This is a genomic window from Pseudarthrobacter sp. WHRI 8279 (assembly GCF_040224115.2).
Classification (GTDB): Bacteria; Actinomycetota; Actinomycetes; order Actinomycetales; family Micrococcaceae; genus Arthrobacter.
In genome coordinates, this window is the sequence record NZ_CP168162.1 from 495052 (window position 1) to 516543 (window position 21492).

The 21492-nt window shown below is 68.1% G+C and carries 14 protein-coding genes and 1 pseudogene; all 15 read left to right on the top strand.

Features of this window, described 5'->3' with window-relative positions; genetic code table 11:
* The first annotated feature begins 37 nt into the window (after positions 1-37).
* Positions 38-1009 carry a MoxR family ATPase gene (locus ABRP28_RS02205; protein WP_350003736.1) on the top strand — a complete coding sequence of 324 codons (972 nt, stop codon included), beginning with the start codon at positions 38-40 and terminating at the stop codon, positions 1007-1009.
* Positions 1010-1059: 50 nt separating this feature from the next.
* On the top strand, positions 1060-2391 hold the full coding sequence (locus tag ABRP28_RS02210; RefSeq protein WP_350003735.1) for a DUF58 domain-containing protein: 1332 nt from the start codon (positions 1060-1062) through the stop codon (positions 2389-2391).
* On the top strand, positions 2388-5021 hold the full coding sequence (locus tag ABRP28_RS02215) for a transglutaminase domain-containing protein (protein WP_350003734.1): 2634 nt from the start codon (positions 2388-2390) through the stop codon (positions 5019-5021). Before ABRP28_RS02210 ends, ABRP28_RS02215 begins: the two co-directional genes overlap by 4 nt.
* Positions 5018-5098 (top strand): annotated as a pseudogene (locus tag ABRP28_RS02220) (zinc-ribbon domain-containing protein); the annotation flags it as partial. The gene ABRP28_RS02215 and the pseudogene ABRP28_RS02220, both read left to right, overlap by 4 nt.
* 237 nt (positions 5099-5335) lie before the next feature.
* Positions 5336-6550, top strand: a complete 1215-nt coding sequence (locus ABRP28_RS02225; protein WP_350003815.1) for an RDD family protein — start codon at positions 5336-5338, stop codon at positions 6548-6550.
* Complete coding sequence (locus ABRP28_RS02230) at positions 6547-7533, top strand: protein phosphatase 2C domain-containing protein (RefSeq protein WP_350003733.1); 987 nt, start codon at positions 6547-6549, stop codon at positions 7531-7533. The genes ABRP28_RS02225 and ABRP28_RS02230 overlap by 4 nt, the downstream gene beginning before the upstream one ends.
* Positions 7520-9487 (top strand): FHA domain-containing protein, encoded by a 1968-nt coding sequence (locus ABRP28_RS02235; protein WP_350003732.1) that lies wholly within the window; start codon positions 7520-7522, stop codon positions 9485-9487. The genes ABRP28_RS02230 and ABRP28_RS02235 overlap by 14 nt, the downstream gene beginning before the upstream one ends.
* On the top strand, positions 9484-11235 hold the full coding sequence (locus ABRP28_RS02240; RefSeq protein WP_350003731.1) for a serine/threonine-protein kinase: 1752 nt from the start codon (positions 9484-9486) through the stop codon (positions 11233-11235). The genes ABRP28_RS02235 and ABRP28_RS02240 overlap by 4 nt, the downstream gene beginning before the upstream one ends.
* Positions 11236-11380: 145 nt before the next feature.
* Positions 11381-12085, top strand: coding sequence for a hypothetical protein (locus ABRP28_RS02245; RefSeq protein ID WP_231454414.1), 705 nt, complete (start codon positions 11381-11383; stop codon positions 12083-12085).
* Entirely contained in the window at positions 12082-16527 is a 4446-nt protein-coding gene (locus tag ABRP28_RS02250) for an FtsK/SpoIIIE domain-containing protein (protein ID WP_350003730.1), read from the top strand. Before ABRP28_RS02245 ends, ABRP28_RS02250 begins: the two co-directional genes overlap by 4 nt.
* Before the next feature lie 132 nt (positions 16528-16659).
* Positions 16660-17259 (top strand): hypothetical protein, encoded by a 600-nt coding sequence (locus ABRP28_RS02255; RefSeq protein WP_350003729.1) that lies wholly within the window; start codon positions 16660-16662, stop codon positions 17257-17259.
* A 24-nt stretch (positions 17260-17283) separates the two neighbouring features.
* Positions 17284-19632 carry an NAD-dependent DNA ligase LigA gene (ligA, locus tag ABRP28_RS02260; RefSeq protein ID WP_350003728.1) on the top strand — a complete coding sequence of 783 codons (2349 nt, stop codon included), beginning with the start codon at positions 17284-17286 and terminating at the stop codon, positions 19630-19632.
* Positions 19629-20438, top strand: coding sequence for an inositol monophosphatase family protein (locus ABRP28_RS02265; protein WP_350003727.1), 810 nt, complete (start codon positions 19629-19631; stop codon positions 20436-20438). Before ligA ends, ABRP28_RS02265 begins: the two co-directional genes overlap by 4 nt.
* A 119-nt stretch (positions 20439-20557) precedes the next feature.
* Positions 20558-21061 carry a GNAT family N-acetyltransferase gene (locus ABRP28_RS02270; protein ID WP_350003726.1) on the top strand — a complete coding sequence of 168 codons (504 nt, stop codon included), beginning with the start codon at positions 20558-20560 and terminating at the stop codon, positions 21059-21061.
* 46 nt (positions 21062-21107) lie between these two features.
* Positions 21108-21491, top strand: a complete 384-nt coding sequence (locus ABRP28_RS02275) for a RidA family protein (protein ID WP_350003725.1) — start codon at positions 21108-21110, stop codon at positions 21489-21491.
* Position 21492: the final 1 nt, after the last annotated feature.

Genomic DNA, 21492 nt, shown 5'->3' on the forward strand with positions numbered 1-21492 from the left:
CAAGAACTTGAAACCTTGAGAAGGAAGAAGCCACACCATGACCATGACCCCCGAGCAGGCCGCCTGGTTTGCAGACACCTTCGAGAAGCTCGTTGCCAACGTGGGCCAGGCCGTGTTGGGCAAGGAGCACGTCATCCGGCTCACCTTCACGGCCATGCTGGCCGAGGGCCACGTGCTGTTCGAGGACGCTCCCGGCACCGGCAAGACCTCCCTGGCCCGGGCACTGGCCGCCACCGTGCAGGGCTCCAACAACCGCATCCAGTTCACCCCGGACCTGCTCCCTTCGGACGTCACCGGTGTGACCATCTACGACCAAAAGACGCAGAAGTTCGAGTTCCACAAGGGCCCGATCTTCAACAACATCGTCCTCGCGGACGAAATCAACCGCGCCTCGCCGAAGACCCAGTCGGCGCTGCTGGAAGTCATGGAAGAGTCCCGGGTCACGGTGGACGGCGTCACCTATGAGGCAGGGCGGCCGTTCATGGTGATGGCCACGCAGAACCCCATCGAGCAGGCCGGCACCTACCGTTTGCCGGAGGCGCAGCTGGACCGCTTCCTGATCAAGACCTCCATTGGCTACCCGGACCACGCCTCCACCGTCCGGCTGCTGGGCGGCTCCAACCTCAAGGACCGGTCCCAGGAACTCTCCGCCGTCATCACCACCCAGGCGGTGGCCGACATGGCAGACCTCGCTGCCACCGTTCATGTGGATACCGCTGTGCTGGAGTACATCTCCAGGCTCTGCGAAGAGACCCGCAACGCTCCCGAAACCCGGCTTGGCGTCTCCGTGCGTGGCGCCCTGGCCATGGTCCGGGCAGCAAAGGTCTGGGCAGCCGGGCAGGGCAGGAACTTCGTCCTCCCGGACGACATCAAGGAACTGGCTCCCGTGGTGTGGACCCACCGCTTTGTCATGGATCCCGAAGCGGAGTTCTCCGGAGCCACCGCCGATGCGGTGCTGGCGCGGATCCTGGCGGACATCGCAGCTCCCCAGCAGCGCACCAACGCCTGACCCCCGGCCCGGACCCCCACCACTTTCCACGCAACAACGAAGGCACACATATGTCCAGCGGCACCCCGTTGACCCGGCTCACGGAGCGTCTGAAGCAACCTTTCGCCAGGAACGGCAGTCCCGGCGCCCTGCACCCCTCAGCCGTCTGGGCCGAGGCCAGGAACACCGCAGCCATGGCGTCGGCGCCCGCCTGGCGTGCCGTCCGGACCGTGTGGCTGACGTATGCCTGGCCCGTGCTGTCAGTGGTCAGCGTCCTGGGCTGGTCGGTCCTCGCGGCCGCAATCCTGCTCTGGGGAACAGGGCAGGCGTTCGGCTGGCAGGAGGCCAAGGCAGCTGCCATCGCGGCGTTCGTGATGTTCGTGATTGCGGTGGCGTTCGTCCTGGGCCGCTCGTCCTACGGCGTAGTCCTTGACCTGGCTCGCACCCGGGTGGCCGTGGGCGACAGCGCTGTGGGCAGTATCGCGGTGTCCAACACTTCCGCCCGGCCGCTGCTGCCGGCAGCCCTGGAACTGCCTGTGGGCAGTGCCACCGCCGTGTTCCACCTCCCGCGGATGAAACCGCAGCAGGTCCACGAGGACCTCTTCACCATTCCCACCGCGCGGCGTGCCGTGATCGTCGTGGGCCCCGTGAGGTCGGTCCGGGCAGATCCGCTGCACCTTTTGCGCCGCCAGGTCCTCTGGACCGAACCCGAGGACCTGTTCGTCCACCCGCGCACAGTGGCACTTGCCGGATCGGCTGCTGGATTCATCCGGGACCTCGAAGGCATGCCCACCACGGACCTCTCCAGCGCCGACGTATCCTTCCACGCGCTGCGCGACTACGTGCCGGGGGATGACCGGCGGCACATCCACTGGAAAACAACGGCACGGACCAACAAACTCATGGTGCGCCAGTTCGAGGAAACCCGCCGCGCCCACCTGGCCATCTCACTGTCCATCAACACCGACGAATACGCGTCGGAAACCGAGTTTGAGATGGCCATCTCCGCCGCTGCCTCCATCGGCAGGCAGGCCATCCGTGAGCAGCGCGAGCTGGACGTCCTCACCCAGAAAGGCCCGCTGCGCTGCGAAACCGGGCGGAATCTGCTGGACGACATGACCCGGATTGTCGGCGCTCCCATGCGCCGGACCGCCGTCGACCTGGCCAGGACCCTGGCCGACACCGTCCCCAACGCCTCCGTGGTGTTTTTTGTGGTGGGCAGCAATGTGACCGCCACGCAGCTGCGTTCCGCAGCAGCCTCCGTGCCGCCGGGGGTCCGCAGCCTCGCGGTCCGGGTAGAGGCCGGCGCCTCGCCCACGCGGGCAAACATCGCAGACCTCACCGTGCTGACGCTCGGCGACCTGACTGACCTGGCCATTGTGCTAAGAAAGGCCGCAGCATGAGCTCCACAGAAGGCATGCGCCCGCGCAGCACGCGCCCCCGCACTAAACAAACCCGCACCAAACAAGCCCGCTCCGCGCAGCCACGCACCATCCGCACCGCACCCCGGGACCAGGCGGACTCCGCCTTTGCCAACGGGCAGCCGTTGTGGCACTTCATGCTCGACGCCGGCGCGCTGACGGTGCTGCTCGGGCTGGGCCTGCTCGGGTTTGGGCTCAGCTTCGGAGGGGACCCCTATTACCTGCTGTCCGGCTTCGGCGGGATTATCCTGGGGCTGGCACTGGGCGCCCTGAACGCGCACCTGCGTCTGGGGCTGCTTATCACCACGGCCCTGGCCCTGGGCGCCTACCTGGTCTTCGGCACGCTGCTGGCGGTTCCAGATTCCGCCATCGCCGGTTTCGTCCCCAGCCTGGACTCGCTCCGCATCCTCCTGCTGGGCATCGTGTTCGCCTGGAAGGACATGCTGACGGTCGGTGTCCCTGTCGGTACGGCGGGCGGTGTGCTGATCGTTCCGTTCCTGAGCTCCATGATCACCGCGCTGGTGGCCGCCGTCCTGACCTGGCGGCTTCGAAGCCCGTACTTCCCGCTCCTTCCGGTGCTGGTCCTGTTCGTCACCGGCATCGCTTTCAGCACCAACGCCGCCTTCCTCACTGTGGAACGCGGCATCGGCCTCACCGTGCTGGGGATCGCCTGGGCCACCTTCCGCAGGGACGCGCTCCGGAAGAACTCCACCCGAAGGGTGTCCGTCAACAACCCGCAGACGGACACCGCCACCGCGCAGCGTGCCAGGCTCCGCCGGCTGGGAATGGCGGCAGGCGTGATCGCCGTCAGCGTGGCCGTGACGGCGCTCGCCGCACCCCTGGTCACGGCGGGCAATGACCGGAAAGTCCTCCGGAATGTCGTGGTCCCGCCGTTCGATCCCAAGGACTACATCACACCCCTCGCCAGCTTCCGGACCTTCGTCAAGGACAAGAAGGACGACACCCTGTTCGTGGTCAAGGGTCTGCCCCGCGACGGCCGTGTCCGGCTGGGGGCTCTGGATGCCTTCAACGGCACCAATTACACGATGGACCCGAACGGTTCGGGAAACTTCAGCAAAGTGGGGGACACCGAATCGATCAACACCCTTGCCGATACCTCGGGTGTTGTTCCCACCAACGATTACGCCATCAACATCACTGTTGAGGACTACCAGGGTTTCTTTGTTCCCGGCGGCCGCAAGACCACCGGGCTGAGCTTCGACGACTCCGCTTCCGCCGCGGCGTCGGGCCTCTACTTCAACTCCGGCACTGACACCGCCGTCACCACCAACGGGCTCTCCCGCGGCGATTCCTACAGGGTCCAGGTCTCGGACCCCGTGAAGCTGGAACACGGGCAGCTGGCGCAGTACGACTTCGCTAAACTGTCCCTTCCCGATGCCGTGGAAGTGCCACCGGTGGTGGGGGCGCAGGCCAACGACCTCTCCTCCGATGCGCCCACGCCCATTGACCGGGTGCGCCAGGTTGAGGCCCATTTCCAGAAGACCGGGGCCTTCAGCAACGGGCTGGTCAGCGAAGGCCAGCTTCCCAGCGTCTCCGGGCACGGATCTGCCCGGATCAGGAACCTCCTCACGGCCAAGCAGATGCTCGGCGACGACGAGCAGTACGCCGTGGCCATGTCCCTGATGCTGCGCCACCTCGGCATCCCGTCCCGCGTGGTGATGGGTTTCTACCCTGAACCCACCAGCCCCGAAAACGGTGCGGGCGAGGTCAGGATCACCGGCAAGGACGTCCACGCCTGGGTTGAAGTGGCGTTTGAACGGGTTGGCTGGGTGAGCTTCGATCCCACCCCTCCCAAGGACAACATCCCCATCCCGCCGGATCCGGAGAACAAGTCCAAGCCCAAACCACAGGTGCTGCAGCCGCCGCCTCCGCCGCAGGAACCGGCGGACCTCCCGCCGGACTCGTCACCGGACGCGCTGGACGCCGATGAGAAGAAAAACAACCCCTGGCTCTTCTGGGGTGCCCTGCTGGGCGCGCTGGGCATCGTCCTGATCCCGCTGGCCGTCCTTGCGCTGCCGCTGCTGCTGATCGCACTGCTGAAATCCCGGCGTCGGAAGTCGCGGTTCACCGAGGGCCACCCTGCGCAGCGTGTGGGCGGAGGCTGGAGCGAGGTAGTCAGTTTGGCCACGGACATGGGCGCGGCGGTTGATTCCCGGGCCACCCGCCGCGAAAGCGCCGCAGTCCTTGCCGAGGCGTTTCCCGCAGCGGGCAGCACCACTACCGTGCTGGCCAGGCGTGCGGACGCGTCCATCTTTGGCGCGGGCCAGCCGAGCGAGGACGAAGTTCGCGAGTACTGGACCATCGTGGACAGCTCCCTGAAGGAGATGACCTCGACGGCCGGCTTCTGGCGCCGGCAGCAGGCGAGGTTCTCGCCGCGCTCGCTCCTGGCGGACGCGCGGAACGCCCTGGCCCTGCGGGGCCCGCTGGCACTTCCGTCCCTCAATGCACTCAACCCGGCGTCCCGGCGTCGTAAGGGCACGGCGGCCCCAGGACCGCACGGGACTGCACCGCAGGGGAACGCGCCGCAGGGGACTGCGGAACAGGAACGCACGACGCCGGAACCTCCCACGCAGGGACCCACGGCCCAGTGACGGCGGAGCTTCAGACATGCCCCCGCTGCCGGCAGTCCATCCGCGCGGGGGCGGCGTTCTGCACCTCCTGCGGAGCGCCCCTGCCCAACCGTGCGGCGCGCAGCAACCGAACTCTGCACCCCGGCGGGACTGCCGGCGGTGAACCCCTGCCGGGGGCTCCGGCTGCCCATGGAACAGGGATTCCCGGTACTATCCCGGTAGTACAAAGATCCCCGGCATCCCAGGCTGCGGATCCAGCACACGCAGGCACCGGGCGGGGGAGCGCCGGCGGTTTCACCGCGAAGTCGGTTGCCGTCCCAGGGGGAGGAACGGGAATGGGAGTGAACCTTCAGCTTGTCCCGGCCACGGCCGGCAAGCGGCTTGGCGCTGCCGTCATTGACTGGCTGCCGCCGCTGGCTGTCCTGGTGGTGACGTTCGCCATCGGCTTTGCCGGGATCACCCGTACCCGCAGCGGCCAATACATCACCTATGACACGGCATCACTGGTCTTGTCCGGCGGCATCGGCCTGGGACTGACGGTTGTGTACCTCTTTGCTGTCATGGGGATCGAGGCCCGGACAGGCAAGACGCCCGGGAACCTTCTGATGGGGATCCGCAGCGCGGACAACGACGGCTATGCGCCGGGCGCCGGCACCGTGTTCCTCCGCGGACTTATGACCGGTGCCGGGATCATCCTTTCGCTGCTGGCCGCTATCCTTGTAGTGGTCTTCAGGTGGTTCGAACCCGCCCTGTTCATCCTTGCGCCCCTGGTGTTAGCCGGCGCTGCCTGGGCTGTGCTGGTGGTGGTGTCCAACCACTGGGACAAAAACAGCGGCCTGCGCGGCTGGCACGACAAAGCAGCCAAGGCCCTCGTCTTCGATGTGAAGGCCGGCCGCGATCCCATCACCACCGGCGGCATCCAGGGCCCGTACAGCTTCGCCCCGCTGGACCTTCCTCCTGTGCAGCAGGTGCTGTCCCCGGTGGCTGGTCCCCAGTCCGCTTCGGGGCAGGCAGCGCCGCCAGCAGTCCCTTCCGTGCACCCCTCGCCTGCCCGGACACCGTCGCAGACCATGCCGTACGCCGCGCCGGCGTCCTTCGCGCCGCCGGGGACTGACGCGCCCGCCGGCCCGCCTATTCCCGTCCAGGGCGGGCAGCACCACGTGGACGACGACGTCGAACGCACCCAGGTGCGTCCGGGCTCCGGCGGCCCGGCGCCTGTAGCTGTGCTGCGCATCCGCCTGGACGACGGCCGCGACTTCCAGCTGGACCGGAGCGTCCTGGTGGGCCGCAACCCCGTGGGCCAGTCCGGCGAACAGCACGCCCAGCTCCTCGCCGTCGACGACCCCGGCCGCTCTATTTCCAAAACCCACCTCCACCTGCTGACAGACGGCGCGGGGATCTGGGTGACGGACAGGAATTCCACCAACGGCAGCGCCGTAACCACCCCCAACGGCGCCAGGACACCCCTTGCCCCGGGGGTCCCCACTTTCGTTACGCCGGGATCCAGTGTCCACTTCGGAGACCGGACCTTTTACCTAGGACAGGCATGAACCAACAGCCCGCCAGCGTTCCCTCCACCTTCCAGCCGGGCCTCAGCCTGAGCTACGGCTACGGGACAGACCGGGGACTCCGCCGGGAGCTGAACGAGGACTCCTACATCGCTTCCGATCCTGTGTTTGCCGTGGCGGACGGAATGGGAGGCCATGAGGCCGGCGAAGTGGCCTCCGGCATGTGCGTCCGGGCCCTCGCTGCGATACCGCAGCTCGCCACCGGTGAACGGAGCGTCACCGCAGCCATCCTGCAGCAGTACCTGCTCCAGGCGGACACCTCCATCCGCGAGGCCACCGGTGCACGCGCCGGAACCACCCTGGCCGGAGCCGTGGTGGTGGAACAGATGGGCATGCCGTACTGGCTGGTCATGAACATCGGCGATTCCCGCACCTACCGCCTCAGCCAGGGCCGGTTTGAGCAGATCAGCGTGGACCACTCCGAGGTGCAGGAACTTGTGGACGCAGGCGAGATCACCGCGAAACAGGCCACCGTGCACCCGCGCCGCCACGTTGTGACCCGCGCGCTTGGCACGGGAGACGAGACCGAGGCCGATTATTGGCTGCTTCCCGTGGAGGAAGGCGACCGGGTCCTGGTCTGCTCCGACGGCCTCACCGGCGAGCTGACGGACGAGCACATCCTCCGTATCCTCAGCACGGTGGGAGACCCGCAGGACGCCGCCGACGCCCTGATCCAGGCCGCGCTCCGGAGCGGGGGCAGCGACAACATCACGGTGATCGTGGTTGACGCGAGGAATGTCCTGAACGACGCCGGTGCAGCCACCACCGCACCCCGTCGCGACCCCGACGTGGTGGATGAAGATACGCTGCCCCGGGCGCAGGCGGGACAGAAGGCGCAGGCGGAGCAGGGACAAAAGGCACAGGCGGAGCAGGGACAGAGGGCGCAGGCGGCGCAGGCTGAGCCCCTACACGGCAGCGACGATGCCGCGGACCAGGACGGGGAGCCCTCCGATGACCGGCACTAGTTACGTTCCGGGCACCTGGCTGGGAATAGTCCGTGGACGCACAGCCGTCCTCCTCGGCCCCGACACTCCGCCGGCCCTCGCGGGTGCGGTGTGGGACCTGCTGGGCACCGATCCCGAAGTCCATGAGGTACTCCACGCCGTCACCAGCAGTTCAGGGGGCTCGCTGGCGCAGATGCCGTCCTTTGGCATCCTCGATGCCACCGGACCCTTGCGCGTGTTCCTCCGCGGCGACCTCGACCTTGCAGTGGACCTGCCGGACGGCAGCGTGGAGCTCGACGGGCGGGACGTCACCACCTGGAACGAGCGCCGTTTTGCCCTCCCGGGGTCATGCCGGCTTGCCATTCCGGCTGCCGGCCCCGCAGGGCAGCCGGAACTGCCGCTGGGGGAGGGTGTTGTCCTGCTGCAGTCGCTGGCGCTGGTCCTGGCCCCGCGCCAGCCGGAACTCGCACCGCCCTCAGCACCCCCGGCCTCTGTTGTGGTGGACTCCGCAGGCATCGCCGACGTCAGGGATGCGGATACCGATGCCGACGGCTCGGCGGAGCTGACCATTGCGCCGGATCACGAGGCATCGGCGGAGACCGTTGCGCCAGAACACGGAGCCTCAGCTGAGACTGTTGTCGGCGTGCTCGACGACGACGACCTGCCAGCCGGCGACGGTCAACTGGAAGCGGAGGAAAGCGGCGCACAGGCGGAAAATGACGGTGCGACCGTTGACCCGGCGAACTCCGGCGCGGAGAACAAACGTGGTCATGAGCCTTCATCCGGCTCCCCGGCGGCAGACCCACTTCCGGCAGAAGCCTTGGCGGAGGTCCATCAGGCAGAATTCCAGCAGGCGGGATCCGTTCCCGTGGAGCCGGCAGTTCCCGCAGAGGCGGCGCCCCCCGCCAGCGACCACACCAGTTCCTACGACCACCTGTGGGAACGGACTGTCGTGCGGAGCATCGAGGACGCTGCGGTGCGGGACGACGCCGATGCAGAAATCGACGGAACACCCGACGCAGGTGCGGAGGCCGGGGAACAGGCCGCAGCCCCCGTCCCCGGGCAGCCCGAGGAACAGGAACTTCCGATGCCGGCAGCTGCGGCGGGTGCGGATGCGCCGGCTGCCCCTCCTGTACCTCCCGGCACTTCCGCCTTTGCGGCGCCTCGCCCCGCTGCCGGGGTGCTCATCGACTCCGTTCCGTGGAAGAAGGCTGGGGGCAACGCCGAGGGCAGCGCCCCGCAAGTGCACGTCCCGCAAGGAACTACCCCGCAGGCAAATGTCCCGCACGCCAGCGCCGAGCCACGGCCCGCCCCGGCACCAGCTGGCGTCCTGCCTTCCGCAGCGGGTGCCCCGTCGTCCGCGGCTGGCGGTGTTGCGCCGGCCGCTGCCGTACAACACCCCCATCCTGGCGGCGCCGTCTTCGACGCTGACCACGACGGCCAGACGGTCATGAAGAGCAGCCTCGCGTCCTCGGCCGGACAGCCTGCCAGGCCGGTGGCGGAGGATCCGGCTGCCGGGCCCACCGTCCTTGCCAGGGTCTGCAGCCAGGGACATGCCAACCCGCCCACCCGGGCGCAGTGCACCGCGTGCGGCGCCGGGCTGCTCCCGGACGCCGTCCAAGTGGCCCGCCCCCGGCTGGGACGGGTGCGGGTATCCACCGGGGAACTTCTGGACCTCGACCAGTCGCTGGTCATCGGACGGCAGCCATCAGTGTCCCGGGTCCAGGGCGGAGTTATGCCCCGGCTGGTCCAGGTTCCAAGCCCCGAAGGCGATATCTCCCGGTCCCATGTGGAGGTCCGGCTGGAGGGCTGGCACGTCATGCTGTGTGACCTCAAGGCCACGAACGGTACGGTCCTGGTGCGTGAAGGCCAGTCTCCCCGCCGCCTGGCACAGAACGAGATGGCCATCCTGCTCGATGGTGACATCGCTGAACTGGGCGACAACATTTCGCTGCGTTTTGAGGAGATTCCTTGAGTTCCAAACGGCCCGTCGCGCCGCCTCCCCGCATCCAGGGGTTCACATACATCAGCCTGCTCGGCTCCGGCGGGTTCTCCGACGTCTACCTTTACGAACAGGACCGGCCGCGCCGCAAGGTCGCAGTCAAGGTGCTGCTCTCGGACCTGAAGACGGAAGGTGCCCGGCGCAGGTTCGAATCCGAGGCGAACCTGATGGCCCAGCTGTCCTCGCATCCGTACATTGTCACCATCTTTGAAGCGGAAGTGACCGACGACGGACACTCGTACCTGGCAATGGAGTACTGCTCCCGGCCCAGCCTGGACGTCCGGTACCGCAGGCAGCGTTTCAGCGTGGATGAAGTCCTGGCCGTCGGCATCCAGGTGGCCTCCGCCGTCGAAACCGCCCACCGCGCCGGCATCGCCCACCGCGACATCAAACCCGCCAACATCCTGGTCACGGACTACAACCGCCCTGCCCTCACGGACTTCGGCATCTCCGGCACCCTGGCGGGGGACACCGACGAAGATTCAGGGATGTCCATCCCCTGGTCCCCGCCCGAGCAGTTCACCGACGGTGCGGTGGACGGGGTCATGGTGGATGTGTGGGCCCTCGGCGCCACGCTCTACACCCTGCTGGCAGGGCGGTCGCCGTTTGTGATGCCGGGGGCGGACAACTCGCAGCGGGAACTGATCAACCGCATCAGCAACACGCCCGTACCGCGCCTGGGCCGCGCTGACGTCCCCGAATCCCTGGAGCTTGCCCTCTCCACCGCAATGGCAAAGTCGCCGCAGTCCCGCTACTCCTCTGCGCACGCCTTCGCCCTTGCCCTGCAGCGCATCCAGGCGGAACTCAACCTCTCCGTCACCCCCTTTGAAGTGTTGGAAGAGCCGCACCACGAGGACAGCCAGCTGGACGACGGCGTCGAGGAGACCCGGGTCCGGAGCATCGCGGCGATTGATCCGGAACGGACCGGCAGCGCCCCCACCTTCCCTGCGCGCACCTGGCCCCAGGCCGGTAGCGGCCCAAGCGGTGGCGCGCAGGACCGGGGCCGGCAGGACCGGATCGGGCAGGGCACCGCAGCCGGGGCCCCGCCGTCGGGCTCTACCCCCACGCCCGCGCCGGCCCCGTTCCAGCCCCCGGCCGCCTCGGCCCCGCAGCCGCAGGAATGGGCCAACGCAACGGTCCTGCGCGGTTCCGGCGGCAACGCCGGTGCAGGCAGGGATGAGGGCACGCTGCCCGGAAGCCGTCCCGTCGCTGGCGCCGACGCCGCGGACACTACCGTCCACCGGCCAGCCAGGGTGGAGGAGCCCGCAGCTGCGGGTCCCACCACGGACCACAGCAAGCGCAACCTCTGGCTGGCAATCTCCGGCGGCACGCTGCTGGCTGTCTCTGCGGTGGTGGGCCTGGTGGTAGCCAACGCCTCGCCCGAAAAGCCTGTGGCAGTGGAGACCCAACAGGCCAGCAGGCCGCCGGCCGATGCGCTGGACAACGGGACCGTGCCGGACGTCGAAGGCCTCACGGGGACAGCGGCAGGGGACGGCAATGCCTCCTTCACCTGGGTGAACCCGCAGCCCAAAGAGGGAGACACCTACAAGTGGCGGGTCTACACCATTGGCGGCGGCGGCGAATACCAGTCCATCGACCAGCCGCCGGTCAAGGTCACGGCCAATCCGTCGGGGGAGACCTGCATCCAGGTCATGATCGTGCGGTCGGACGGGGCATTCTCCCCGCTGGAGGAAGGCTCCATTGCCTGCACCGGCACATGAGCCGAAGCTCCCATCCCAGCAGCAATACGACGACGAAACGCACCATATGGCCGAACGGCAGGTCGCCGGCCGGCAGCATGTCCAGGAAATTTTGCACGGTGAAACTTTGCACGGTGAAGTTTTGCCCAACGAGGAGGCACAGAAAATGGGGGATCTAGCAATAGATTTCTGTGGTGAGTGGTATGAGCCATCGGACGAGGACGTCTTCAACATCGGGCGCGAGGGCGACCTCGAAGTTGACGACAACCCGTACCTGCACCGGCAGTTCCTGCAGGTGGCCCGCTACGACGGGATCTGGTGGCTCAGCAACGTGGGCAGCATGCTTTCGGCCACGGTGGCGGACGCCTCCGGCGGAATGCAGGCCTGGCTTTCACCGGGCGCCCGGATCCCGCTTGTCTTCAGCCACACCAACATCATCTTCACAGCGGGGCCTACTACCTACGAGTTCGCGGTGCACCTGAAAACGCCGGCCTTCCGGCAGGAGTCGCGCGAGGGCGACAGCAACGGCGACACCACCATCGGCCCGGTGGTGTTCACGGACTCCCAGAAAGCCCTCATCGTGGCGCTCGCTGAACCCATGCTGCGGAGGGAAGGAACCGGCTTCAGCGCCATTCCCTCCTCGGCCGCAGCCGCCAAGACCCTGGGCTGGGCCCTGACCCGCTTCAACCGGAAGCTGGACAATGTATGCGACAAACTCGACCGCGTGGGTGTGGTGGGACTGCGGGGAGGCGGGGGAAAACTGGCCACCAACCGGCGCGCCCGGCTGGTGGAGCACGCCGTGACGTCGCACCTGGTGACCCCTGAGGACCTGTACCTGCTGGAGCGGATGAGGGGCGTGGACGAAGGATGAGGATACGCCTGACCCTTCGCAGGGATCCTGCGGAAACCAAGGACCTGGCCGTCACGGTGGACGGCCTGGCCACGGTGGCCGATACCGCTGCCGTGCTCTGGGCCGCGGACCCGGGCCGCAAGGGCATCCCGGCCCCGGACAACCTCTCCCTGCGGATCGAGGAAGCCTTCGTGGGCGCGGGCCTGAGCGGGAACGTGCTCACCAGGACCGACAACCTCCTGGAGTCCGGCCTGCGCCCCGGCTCCGTGGTGTCGCTGGCACAGGTGAGCACGCAGTTCGACGTGCCCGGTGCGGGCCGCGGTCCGGCCGCGGCCACCCTCCGGGTCCTCTCCGGCCCTGACGCCGGCCGCGAGTTCTCCCTGCCCACCGGCACCAGCTACATCGGCCGGGACCGCGGCGTGGACATCCGGCTCTCGGACCCCCTGACGTCCAAGCGGCACGCCCGGATCACGGTGGGCGACGGCGTGGAAATCGTGGACACCAACTCCGCCAACGGACTTTTGATGGACGGGCTTCCGGTAACCCGTGCCACCCTGAATTCCTCGGACACGGTCACCCTGGGCGACACCACCGTGACCGTAGTGCCGCTGGGGCACAGCCACGCGGCAGCACCGACGTCGCCCCTGGTCAGCTTCAACCGGTCACCCCGGGTGGTTCCCCGCTTCGAGGAGCCAAAGCGCGTGGTCCCGTCCGGACCCAAACCGCCCGAGGACAACCCGTTCCCCTACATCATGATGATCGCCCCGCTGATGATGGGCGCCGTGATCTTTGCCGTCACCGGCAACCCGCTCTCGGTGCTGTTCATGCTCATGATGCCGCTGTTCATCCTGGGCCATTACGTGGACCAGAAGATGCGGACCAGGCGCCAGCAGAAGGAACAGCTCAAGCAGTTCCGCGCCTCCATGGCCGCCTTCCGCCAGGACCTCACTGAAGTGCAGCAGGTGGAACGCGCCGTCAGGCTCCAGGAGGCACCTTCGGTCAGCGACACCGTTGACGCCATCTACAAACTGGGTCCGCTGCTGTGGACCCACCGCCCGGAACACCGCGGGTTCCTGGGCCTTCGGTTCGGCCTGGGCACGGCACTTTCCCGGGTCCTCCTTGAGGAGCCGCAGAACAACGACACAGAGGTCCAGTACGCCAGGGAAATCCAGGACTGCCTGAAGCAGTTCCGCGACATTGAAGGCGTTCCCGTGGTCTCGCAGCTGCGGACCTCCGGCTCCCTGGGCGTTGCAGGTGCCCGCGGCCTGGTGGATGACGTGGCCCGCGGCATGGTGCTGCAGCTCGTGGGGCTCCACTCGCCCGCGGAAGTGGTCCTCACGGCCATCACGTCGGCCCAGTCGCGGGAACGGTGGAACTGGCTGCAGTGGCTGCCGCACGTGGGCTCGGGCCACAGCCCCCTCGCCGGCGACCACCTGGCAGCCGGCTCGGCCGGCGGGGCATCCCTGCTGGCCCGGCTCGAGGACCTCCTCGACGCCAGGGAAGCGGCGGCCAAACGGTCCGGCGCCGACCTCCGGCCGGAACTTGACCCCACCAAGCATGACGTGGCGGAACCGGTGCTGCCGGCCGTATTGGTGATCGTGGAGGACGACGCCCCGGTGGACCGCGGCCGGCTCACCCGGCTTGCAGAGCGCGGCCCCGACTCCGGCGTCCACGTGATCTGGGTGGCCACCGACATCCAGTCGCTTCCCGCAGCCTGCCGCGACTTCATGGTGGTGGACGGCGACCACGGCACCACCACCGGGCAGGTCCGCCTGGGCAGGCACACGTACCCCGTCAGCTGCGAGAGCGTTGACGCGGACCTGGCTGCCCAGCTGGCCAGGATGCTGGCGCCCGTCATGGATGTGGGCAAGCCCGTGAACGACGACTCCGACCTTCCGCGGGCTGTTTCCTATGCCACCCTGATTGGCAAGGACTTCCTGGACAACCCCCAGTCCGTCGCCGAACGCTGGACGGAAAACAACTCAGTGCACGCCAGCGCCGTGGCCAACCGCAAGGACAACGGAACCCTGCGGGCTTTGGTGGGCTCCAAAGGCGTCGAACCGCTGTACCTGGACCTGAAGAACGAGGGGCCGCACGCGCTGGTGGGCGGCACCACCGGTGCGGGCAAGTCCGAATTCCTGCAGTCCTGGGTCATGGGAATGGCCGCCGCCTACAGTCCGGACCGGGTCAGTTTCCTGTTCGTGGACTACAAGGGCGGCGCCGCGTTCGCCGACTGCATCAACCTGCCCCACACCGTGGGCCTGGTGACCGACCTTTCGCCGCACCTGGTCCGGCGTGCCCTGACCTCGCTGCGCGCCGAACTGCACTACCGCGAGCACCTGCTGAACCGGAAGAAGGCCAAGGACCTGCTGGCCCTGCAGCGCGAGGCCGACCCCGACGCGCCGCCCTACCTGGTGATCGTCGTCGATGAGTTTGCGGCGCTGGCCAACGAGGTGCCTGAATTCGTTGACGGCGTTGTGGACGTCGCAGCCCGCGGGCGGTCCCTGGGGCTGCACCTCATCCTTGCAACCCAGCGCCCGGCGGGCGTCATCAAGGACAGCCTGCGGGCCAACACCAACCTGCGGGTGGCCCTGCGGATGGCTGATGAGGACGACGCCACGGACATCCTGGGCGTGCCGGACGCCGCCTATTTCGATCCGTCCATTCCCGGCCGCGGCGCCGCGAAGACCGGGCCGGGCCGGATCCAGGGCTTCCAGACCGGCTACGCGGGCGGCTGGACCACGGAGAAGCCGCAGCGGCCGCAGATCGACGTTGTTGAGATGGCCTTCGGCTCGGGACCCAGCTGGGAGGCGCCGGCTCCGGAGAAACCCGAGGCGGCAGGGCCCACCGGCCCCAACGACATTGCCAGGATGACCGCAACCATCGTCCGCGCCGCCGACAATCTCGCCATCAACGCCCCGCGCAAGCCCTGGCTGGATGAACTGGCCAAGACCTACGACTTTTCCAGGCTGCCGAACCCCCGCACGGACGAACAGCTCCTCCTCGGCGTTGCGGACGACCCCGCCCGCCAGTCACAGCCCACCGTGTTCTACGAACCCGACAAGGACGGGAACATGGCCATCTACGGCACCGGCGGGTCAGGAAAGTCCGCCGCGCTGCGCGGCATCGCCATTGCCGCGGCCATCACGCCGCGCGGCGGGCCGGTGCACGTCTACGGCATCGACTGCGGCTCCTCCGGGCTGGGGATGCTGGAAGAGCTTCCCCACGTGGGCGGCATCATCAACGGCGACGACGTCGAACGCGTCGGGCGCCTCCTGCGCCTGCTGCGGGACATCGCGGAGCAGCGCTCTGCCCGGTTCGCCGAGGTCCGCGCCGCCACGATCGTCGAATACCGCAAGCTCGCCAACAGGCCCGACGAAAAGCGCATCTTCGTGCTGGTGGACGGCATGTCCGCGTTCCGCGAGGCCTACGAACACAGCAGGCTCTCCGCGCTGTGGGACATCTTCCTCCAGCTGGCAACTGACGGCCGTGCCGTCGGTATCCACCTTGTGGTCACCGGCGACAGGCCGAACGCCGTGCCGGCGTCGCTGCTCGCCTCCATCCAGCGCCGCCTGGTGCTGCGGCTGTCCTCCGAGGACGACTACATGTCCCTGGATGTGCCCCGGGACGTCCTCAACGCCGCCTCGCCGCCCGGACGCGGACTGCTGGACGGGCTCGAAGTCCAGCTGGCCGTCCTCGGCGGGAACTCCAACCTTGCGCTGCAGGCCCGCGAGGTGCACAAGCTCAGTGAGGCCATGCAGCGTCAAGGACTGGATGCCGCCCCCGTCATCGAGAGGCTGCCGGAACAGGTGGACCTGGAGGTCCTGCCCGCAGGCAGCCAGGGCCTTCCGGTCATTGGCGTCGACGACGAAACGCTGCAGCCTGCCGAGATCCTGGCCCGGGGACCGCTGCTCCTGGCAGGCCCTCCGGGCGCGGGGCGTACGGTGGCCCTGGTGACCCTCGCCTACGCGCTGCGGCGGTCCAGCCCGGACACGGAGCTGATCTACGTCGGATCGCGGCGCTCCGCCGTCGCCTCCCTGCCCATCTGGAACCGTTCCATAGTGGGCGCGGACGACCTCGCGGAGGTGGTGGAGGACCTGGTTGAACACTCCTCCGGGAATCCGGGCGCCCTGGGCATCTTCATCGAAGGCCTCACCGAGTTCACTGACACCCTGGCGGAATCGGGCATCGCACAGCTGGTGACCGCCTCCATCAAGGCGGACCAGTGGGTGGTGGGGGAATCCGAAACCTCCACCTGGTCCTCTGCCTGGTCCCTGGCACAGCCGTTCAAATCCGGCCGCCGCGGGCTGCTGCTGAACCCCGGCGACATCGAAGGCGACAGCCTGCTCAACACCTCGCTGGGCCGTGTCAGCCCGGACTTCATTCCGGGCCGCGGCTACGTGGTGGGGCGCGGCAAGGCCCGGAAAATCCAGGTGGCGCTGCCCCCTGAAAACCGGGACTGACGCACCTCTTCGTCCCCGGCGTCAGGGAGGGCCGCAGGTCCGGCGGATTTGCGGCCCTCCCTGAAGGTATAGAAAACTACCGGGGACACCAGAAAGCCGCAGTGGGGGACTGCGCGCATCGAAAGGTAGCAAATGTCCCCGTCCTTCCCAGTACTCCGCGGTGTTCCGGCGGCGGCATCGGCAGCCGTCCTGGCGCTCGCAGTGAGCCTGTCCGCGGCCGGGGCCGCAGCGGCTGACTCTCCCGATCCCACCGCCACAACGAGCCCCACCTGCGGTGAATCCTGCGCGGCGGAGCCCACCGAAACGAAACCCGGCGAAGGCCGGACGGACAAGCCAAAGGGATCCGACGAGCCGCCTGGACAGCCCGGCGGACCCGTGCCGGCGCCCCCGGCGGTGTCCCAGCCTCCTGCAACCTCCTCCGAGGCACCCCCGCCCGCCGCGACGGCTCCCGCGGCTCCTGACCCCGCGGAGGCGTTGCCCGAGGAGACCACCACCCCGGAGCCGACGGCTGCCGCACCCGGCACCACGCCGTCGGCCCCTCCCTCCACGGAATCAAACTGGACCAAGCCCGTCACCAGGCCGGCCAGAACCCAGGCCGCAGCCGTTTCCCCCGCCGGCGGTCCGGGACCGGGAGGACCGGATCCCCTGACCATCACGGCCGGTGTCCTGCTGGTGGGAGCCGCGGGACTTGCGTTCGCCTGGTGGGGCAGGACCCGCTTCCGGGCACACTGACGGACGGTGAGGCAAGATAGGTCTGTGACTACAGGACCTGGCCCCGCAGAAAAGACCGCCTCGATGTCCCCGCACCGGACACCCGGTGCCGGAACAGCCACCGGCCGGACACCAAAGGAACCTGAAGCCGTCCCCACCGAAGCGGTCCGCGAGGAATACGAGAACCTCGTGGACCTGGTCAGGAAGTACCGGTTCGCGTACTACCAGGAAGACGCACCGCTGGTTTCCGATGCGGAATTCGATAACCTCTTCCGCCGGCTCGAGGAGATCGAGGCCCTCCACCCCGAACTCGTGGCGAACGACTCGCCAACCCAGGAGGTGGGCGGGGAAGTCTCCGCCGCCTTCGCCGCCGTGCAGCACCTGCAGCGGATGTACAGCCTTGAGGATGTGTTTTCCCTCGAGGAACTGGAAGCGTGGCTCGCGAAGGCGGAGGCCGGCATCGGCAAGCTGGGCGACGGGACCCCTGCCGCAGCCTGGCTGACGGAGCTCAAGATCGACGGCCTGGCCGTGAATCTCCTGTACCGCGACGGGAAGCTGGTCCGGGCAGCCACCCGGGGCGACGGCACCACCGGTGAGGACATCACCCACAACGTCCTCACCATCAAGGAAATCCCGCAGCAGCTCCAGGGCGGGGATTTTCCGGCCGAAATGGAAATCCGCGGGGAAGTGTTCATCCCGTCCCAGGCCTTCGCCGAATTCAACGAAGCCTTGATTGAAGCCGGCAAAGCGCCCCTGGCCAACCCCCGCAACGCCGCCGCGGGTTCGCTCCGGCAGAAGGATCCGGCCGAGACAGCCAAGCGTCCGCTCAAAATGTTCGTCCACGGCATCGGCGCCCGCGAAGGGCTCCAGGCGCACAGCCAGTCGGAGACCTACAGCCTGCTCAAGGAGTGGGGCCTTCCCGTCAGCCCCTATTCGGAGGTGCTGGGAAGCCCCGGGGAAGTCCTGGATTTCATCAAGCGCTACGGCGAGCAGCGCCACAAGCTGCTGCACGAAATCGACGGCATCGTCATCAAAGTGGACGACTTCGCCACGCAGCGGGCCCTGGGCTACACCACCCGGGTTCCGCGCTGGGCTGTGGCGTACAAATATCCGCCTGAGGAAGTGCACACCAAGCTGCTCGACATTTTGGTCAACGTGGGCCGGACCGGCCGCGTAACGCCCTTCGGCATGATGGAACCGGTCAAGGTGGCCGGCTCCACGGTGGAAATGGCCACCCTCCACAACCAGGACGTGGTCAAGGCCAAGGGCGTGAAGATCGGCGACATCGTGATCCTGCGCAAGGCGGGGGATGTCATTCCCGAGATCGTGGGCCCAGTCCTGGCGCTGCGCGACCAGCAGGATCCGCCGGTGCGGGACTTCCTTATGCCCACCGAATGCCCCTCCTGCGGCACGCCGCTGGCTCCGGCCAAGGAGGGCGACGTGGACATCCGCTGCCCCAACGCGAAATCCTGCCCGTCCCAGCTGCGTGAGCGGGTGTTCCACCTGGCCGGCCGGGGAGCCTTCGACATCGAGGCCCTCGGCTGGGAGGCCGCAATAGCGCTGACCCAGCCTGCCGAGCCGGAGGTTCCGCCGCTCACTTCCGAAGCCGCGCTGTTCGACCTCACCCGCAAGGACCTGGCGGAGGTCCGCATCCGGCGGGAGAAGCGGTCCAAGGGCGTCCCCACCGGCGAATACGAACTGGTGCCCTACTTTTACAGCAAGGGCACGGCCAAGGAACCGTCCAAGCCCACGGCCACCACGGAAAAGCTCTTCAAGGAACTGGAGAAGGCCAAAACCCAGCCGCTGTGGCGGGTGCTGGTTGCGCTTTCCATCCGGCACGTGGGTCCGCGGGCCTCCCGTGCCTTGGCGACGGCCTTCGGCACCATGGACGCCATCCGCCAGGCGTCGGAGGAGGACCTGGCGCACGTTGACGGGGTGGGCCCCACCATCGCTGCGGCCCTGAAGGAGTGGTTCGCGGAGGACTGGCACCAGGAGATCGTGGACCGCTGGGCCGCCGCGGGGGTCCGGATGGCGGATGAACGCGACGAGTCCATGCCGCGCACGCTCGAAGGGCTGACGGTGGTTGTCACCGGCTCACTGCCGAACTTCAGCCGGGATGAGGCCAAGGAAGCCATCCTGGTCCGGGGCGGCAAAGCGGCGGGTTCCGTTTCCAAGAACACCAGCTACCTGGTGGCCGGCGAGAGCGCCGGAACCAAGCTGGACAAGGCCGAGCAGCTGGGTGTCCCCGTGCTGGACGAGGACGGCTTCCGCCAGCTCCTGGCCGGCGGGCCGGCAGCACTGGAGGCCGGCGCTGAACCGGAGGCCGGGGTTGAAGGAGAGGGGCCTGAATCTGCGGCCCCTTCAGAACACACTGACGCGGAGGTAACAGCATGACCAGTCCTGCAGCCCTGTTGGAGGTGGCGAAAGCGGCAGCGGCGGCCGGCGCCGCGGTGCTGGCCGGCCGCAACACCGAGGCCCTCCAGGCCAGCAACAAGGGCGACGCCGGCGACTGGGTTACGGCGTTCGACGTCGCGGCAGAGCACGCAGTCCGGGACGTCATCGCGGCCGCCCGCCCCGGGGATGCCATCACCGGCGAGGAACACGGCACCACCAGGCCTGCCGAGCCCACCGGCTACCGCTGGTCCATCGACCCCCTGGACGGCACCACCAACTTCATCCGCAACATCGTCTACTACGCCACCTCCGTGGCAGTCGCCGATGCCGACGGCGCCTGGCTGGCCGGCGTCGTCAACGCCCCTGCGTTGAGCCGCGTCTATTACGCCGCACGCGGCCAGGGAGCCTGGCTGGAAGAAGCAGGCAGGGTGACCAGGCTTGAGGGGCCCGTCCCGGGCCGGAAGGGCCAGATCCTGGCCACCGGATTCAGCTACGATCCCGGGGTCCGGGCCGAGCAGGCCGCCTTCCTGGCCGGACTGATGGACGGCTTCGCCGACGTCCGGCGGCTGGGATCTGCCGCCCTGGACTTGTGCCTCGTGGCAGACGGGACCCATGATGCCTACGGTGAACGGGGCCTGAACGAGCACGATTTCTCGGCCGGCGCCCTCATCGCGGAAGAAGCCGGCTGCTGGGTCCGGCGGCCGCGCCTTGCCAGCCCCCTGGAGGGCGGGCCCGCCGACGCCGACCGCCTCGAGGCCTGGACCTGCGCCGGCGGCCTGGAACTGTCGGGCAAATTCCCGCTGTGACGCCCGGTACTGTCCTGGAAGTCCGGACTTGGTGAGTGCCTGCCCACCACACTGATAGTTCGCTCACGAAAAGCGCAGGTTTGCCAGGTGTTACCGGCGGGTACCACTACCATTGACGGGTGCAGCCGCAGATAAGAGTCCGTCCCGCCGTCGAAGCAGATTACGACGCCGTTGCCCGCATCACGCGCGATTCCTACCTCGCTGCGGGCTACTTCGAGGACGCCGACCACCCCTACATGCGCAAAGTCCAGGACGTTGCGCTGCGGGCCGGGCATGCCACCATCTGGGTGGCCGAGCGGGACGGAGTAGTGGTGGGCTCGGTGACACTGGCCCGCGCGGGGGAGCCGTACGCAGACATCGCCCTTGAGGATGAGCTGGAGTTCCGCATGCTGGTGGTGGATCCTGCCGTGCAGCGGAGCGGCGCAGGCAAGGCCATGGTGGAAGCCATCCTGGACTACGCCAGGCGGCTCGAGGGCGTTAATGCCGTTGCGCTCACCACCGGCCAAACCTGGGAAAGCGCCCACGGCCTGTACCGCAAAACAGGCTTCCACCGGGTGCCCGAGCGTGACTGGCTGGTCCCCGGAACTGACATAAAGCTGCTGGTTTACCGCCTCGACGTGTAGCCGCCCTACAGTGGTGCCGACCCAATCCAGCAGTGAAAGGCCCACCATGCGCAAAACCTTCGGCACCGGCTCCGTCTGGGAACAGACCCTCGGCTACTCCCGGGCCGTCCAGGTGGACAACACCCTCTACATCTCCGCCACCGCCGCAAGCGGCGAGGACGGAATCGTGGGGGACGACTTCTATACCCAGACGCAGTACATCCTGCAGAAACTCGGCAAGGTCCTGGCTGACGCCGGCTTCGGCTTCGAGGACGTCGTCCAGTCCAAGCTCTACCTCACTGACATCAGCAAGTGGGAAGACGCCGGCCGGGCCCACGGCGAGGTCTTCGGTGACATCCGCCCCACCCTGTCCCTGGTGCACGTCCTGCCGTTCCTCGACCCGAAGATGCTCGTCGAGATCGAGCTGGTGGCGCAGAAGAGCAGCAGCTAGG

Bases quoted from the DNA above. Each gene is read 5' to 3' on its own strand.
- ABRP28_RS02205 (WP_350003736.1), top strand. From the start codon at position 38: ATGACCATGACCCCCGAGCAGGCCGCCTGGTTTGCAGACACCTTCGAG.
- ABRP28_RS02210 (WP_350003735.1), top strand. From the start codon at position 1,060: ATGTCCAGCGGCACCCCGTTGACCCGGCTCACGGAGCGTCTGAAGCAA.
- ABRP28_RS02215 (WP_350003734.1), top strand. From the start codon at position 2,388: ATGAGCTCCACAGAAGGCATGCGCCCGCGCAGCACGCGCCCCCGCACT.
- ABRP28_RS02225 (WP_350003815.1), top strand. From the start codon at position 5,336: ATGGGAGTGAACCTTCAGCTTGTCCCGGCCACGGCCGGCAAGCGGCTT.
- ABRP28_RS02230 (WP_350003733.1), top strand. From the start codon at position 6,547: ATGAACCAACAGCCCGCCAGCGTTCCCTCCACCTTCCAGCCGGGCCTC.
- ABRP28_RS02235 (WP_350003732.1), top strand. From the start codon at position 7,520: ATGACCGGCACTAGTTACGTTCCGGGCACCTGGCTGGGAATAGTCCGT.
- ABRP28_RS02245 (WP_231454414.1), top strand. From the start codon at position 11,381: ATGGGGGATCTAGCAATAGATTTCTGTGGTGAGTGGTATGAGCCATCG.
- ABRP28_RS02250 (WP_350003730.1), top strand. From the start codon at position 12,082: ATGAGGATACGCCTGACCCTTCGCAGGGATCCTGCGGAAACCAAGGAC.
- ABRP28_RS02255 (WP_350003729.1), top strand. From the start codon at position 16,660: ATGTCCCCGTCCTTCCCAGTACTCCGCGGTGTTCCGGCGGCGGCATCG.
- ABRP28_RS02265 (WP_350003727.1), top strand. From the start codon at position 19,629: ATGACCAGTCCTGCAGCCCTGTTGGAGGTGGCGAAAGCGGCAGCGGCG.
- ABRP28_RS02275 (WP_350003725.1), top strand. From the start codon at position 21,108: ATGCGCAAAACCTTCGGCACCGGCTCCGTCTGGGAACAGACCCTCGGC.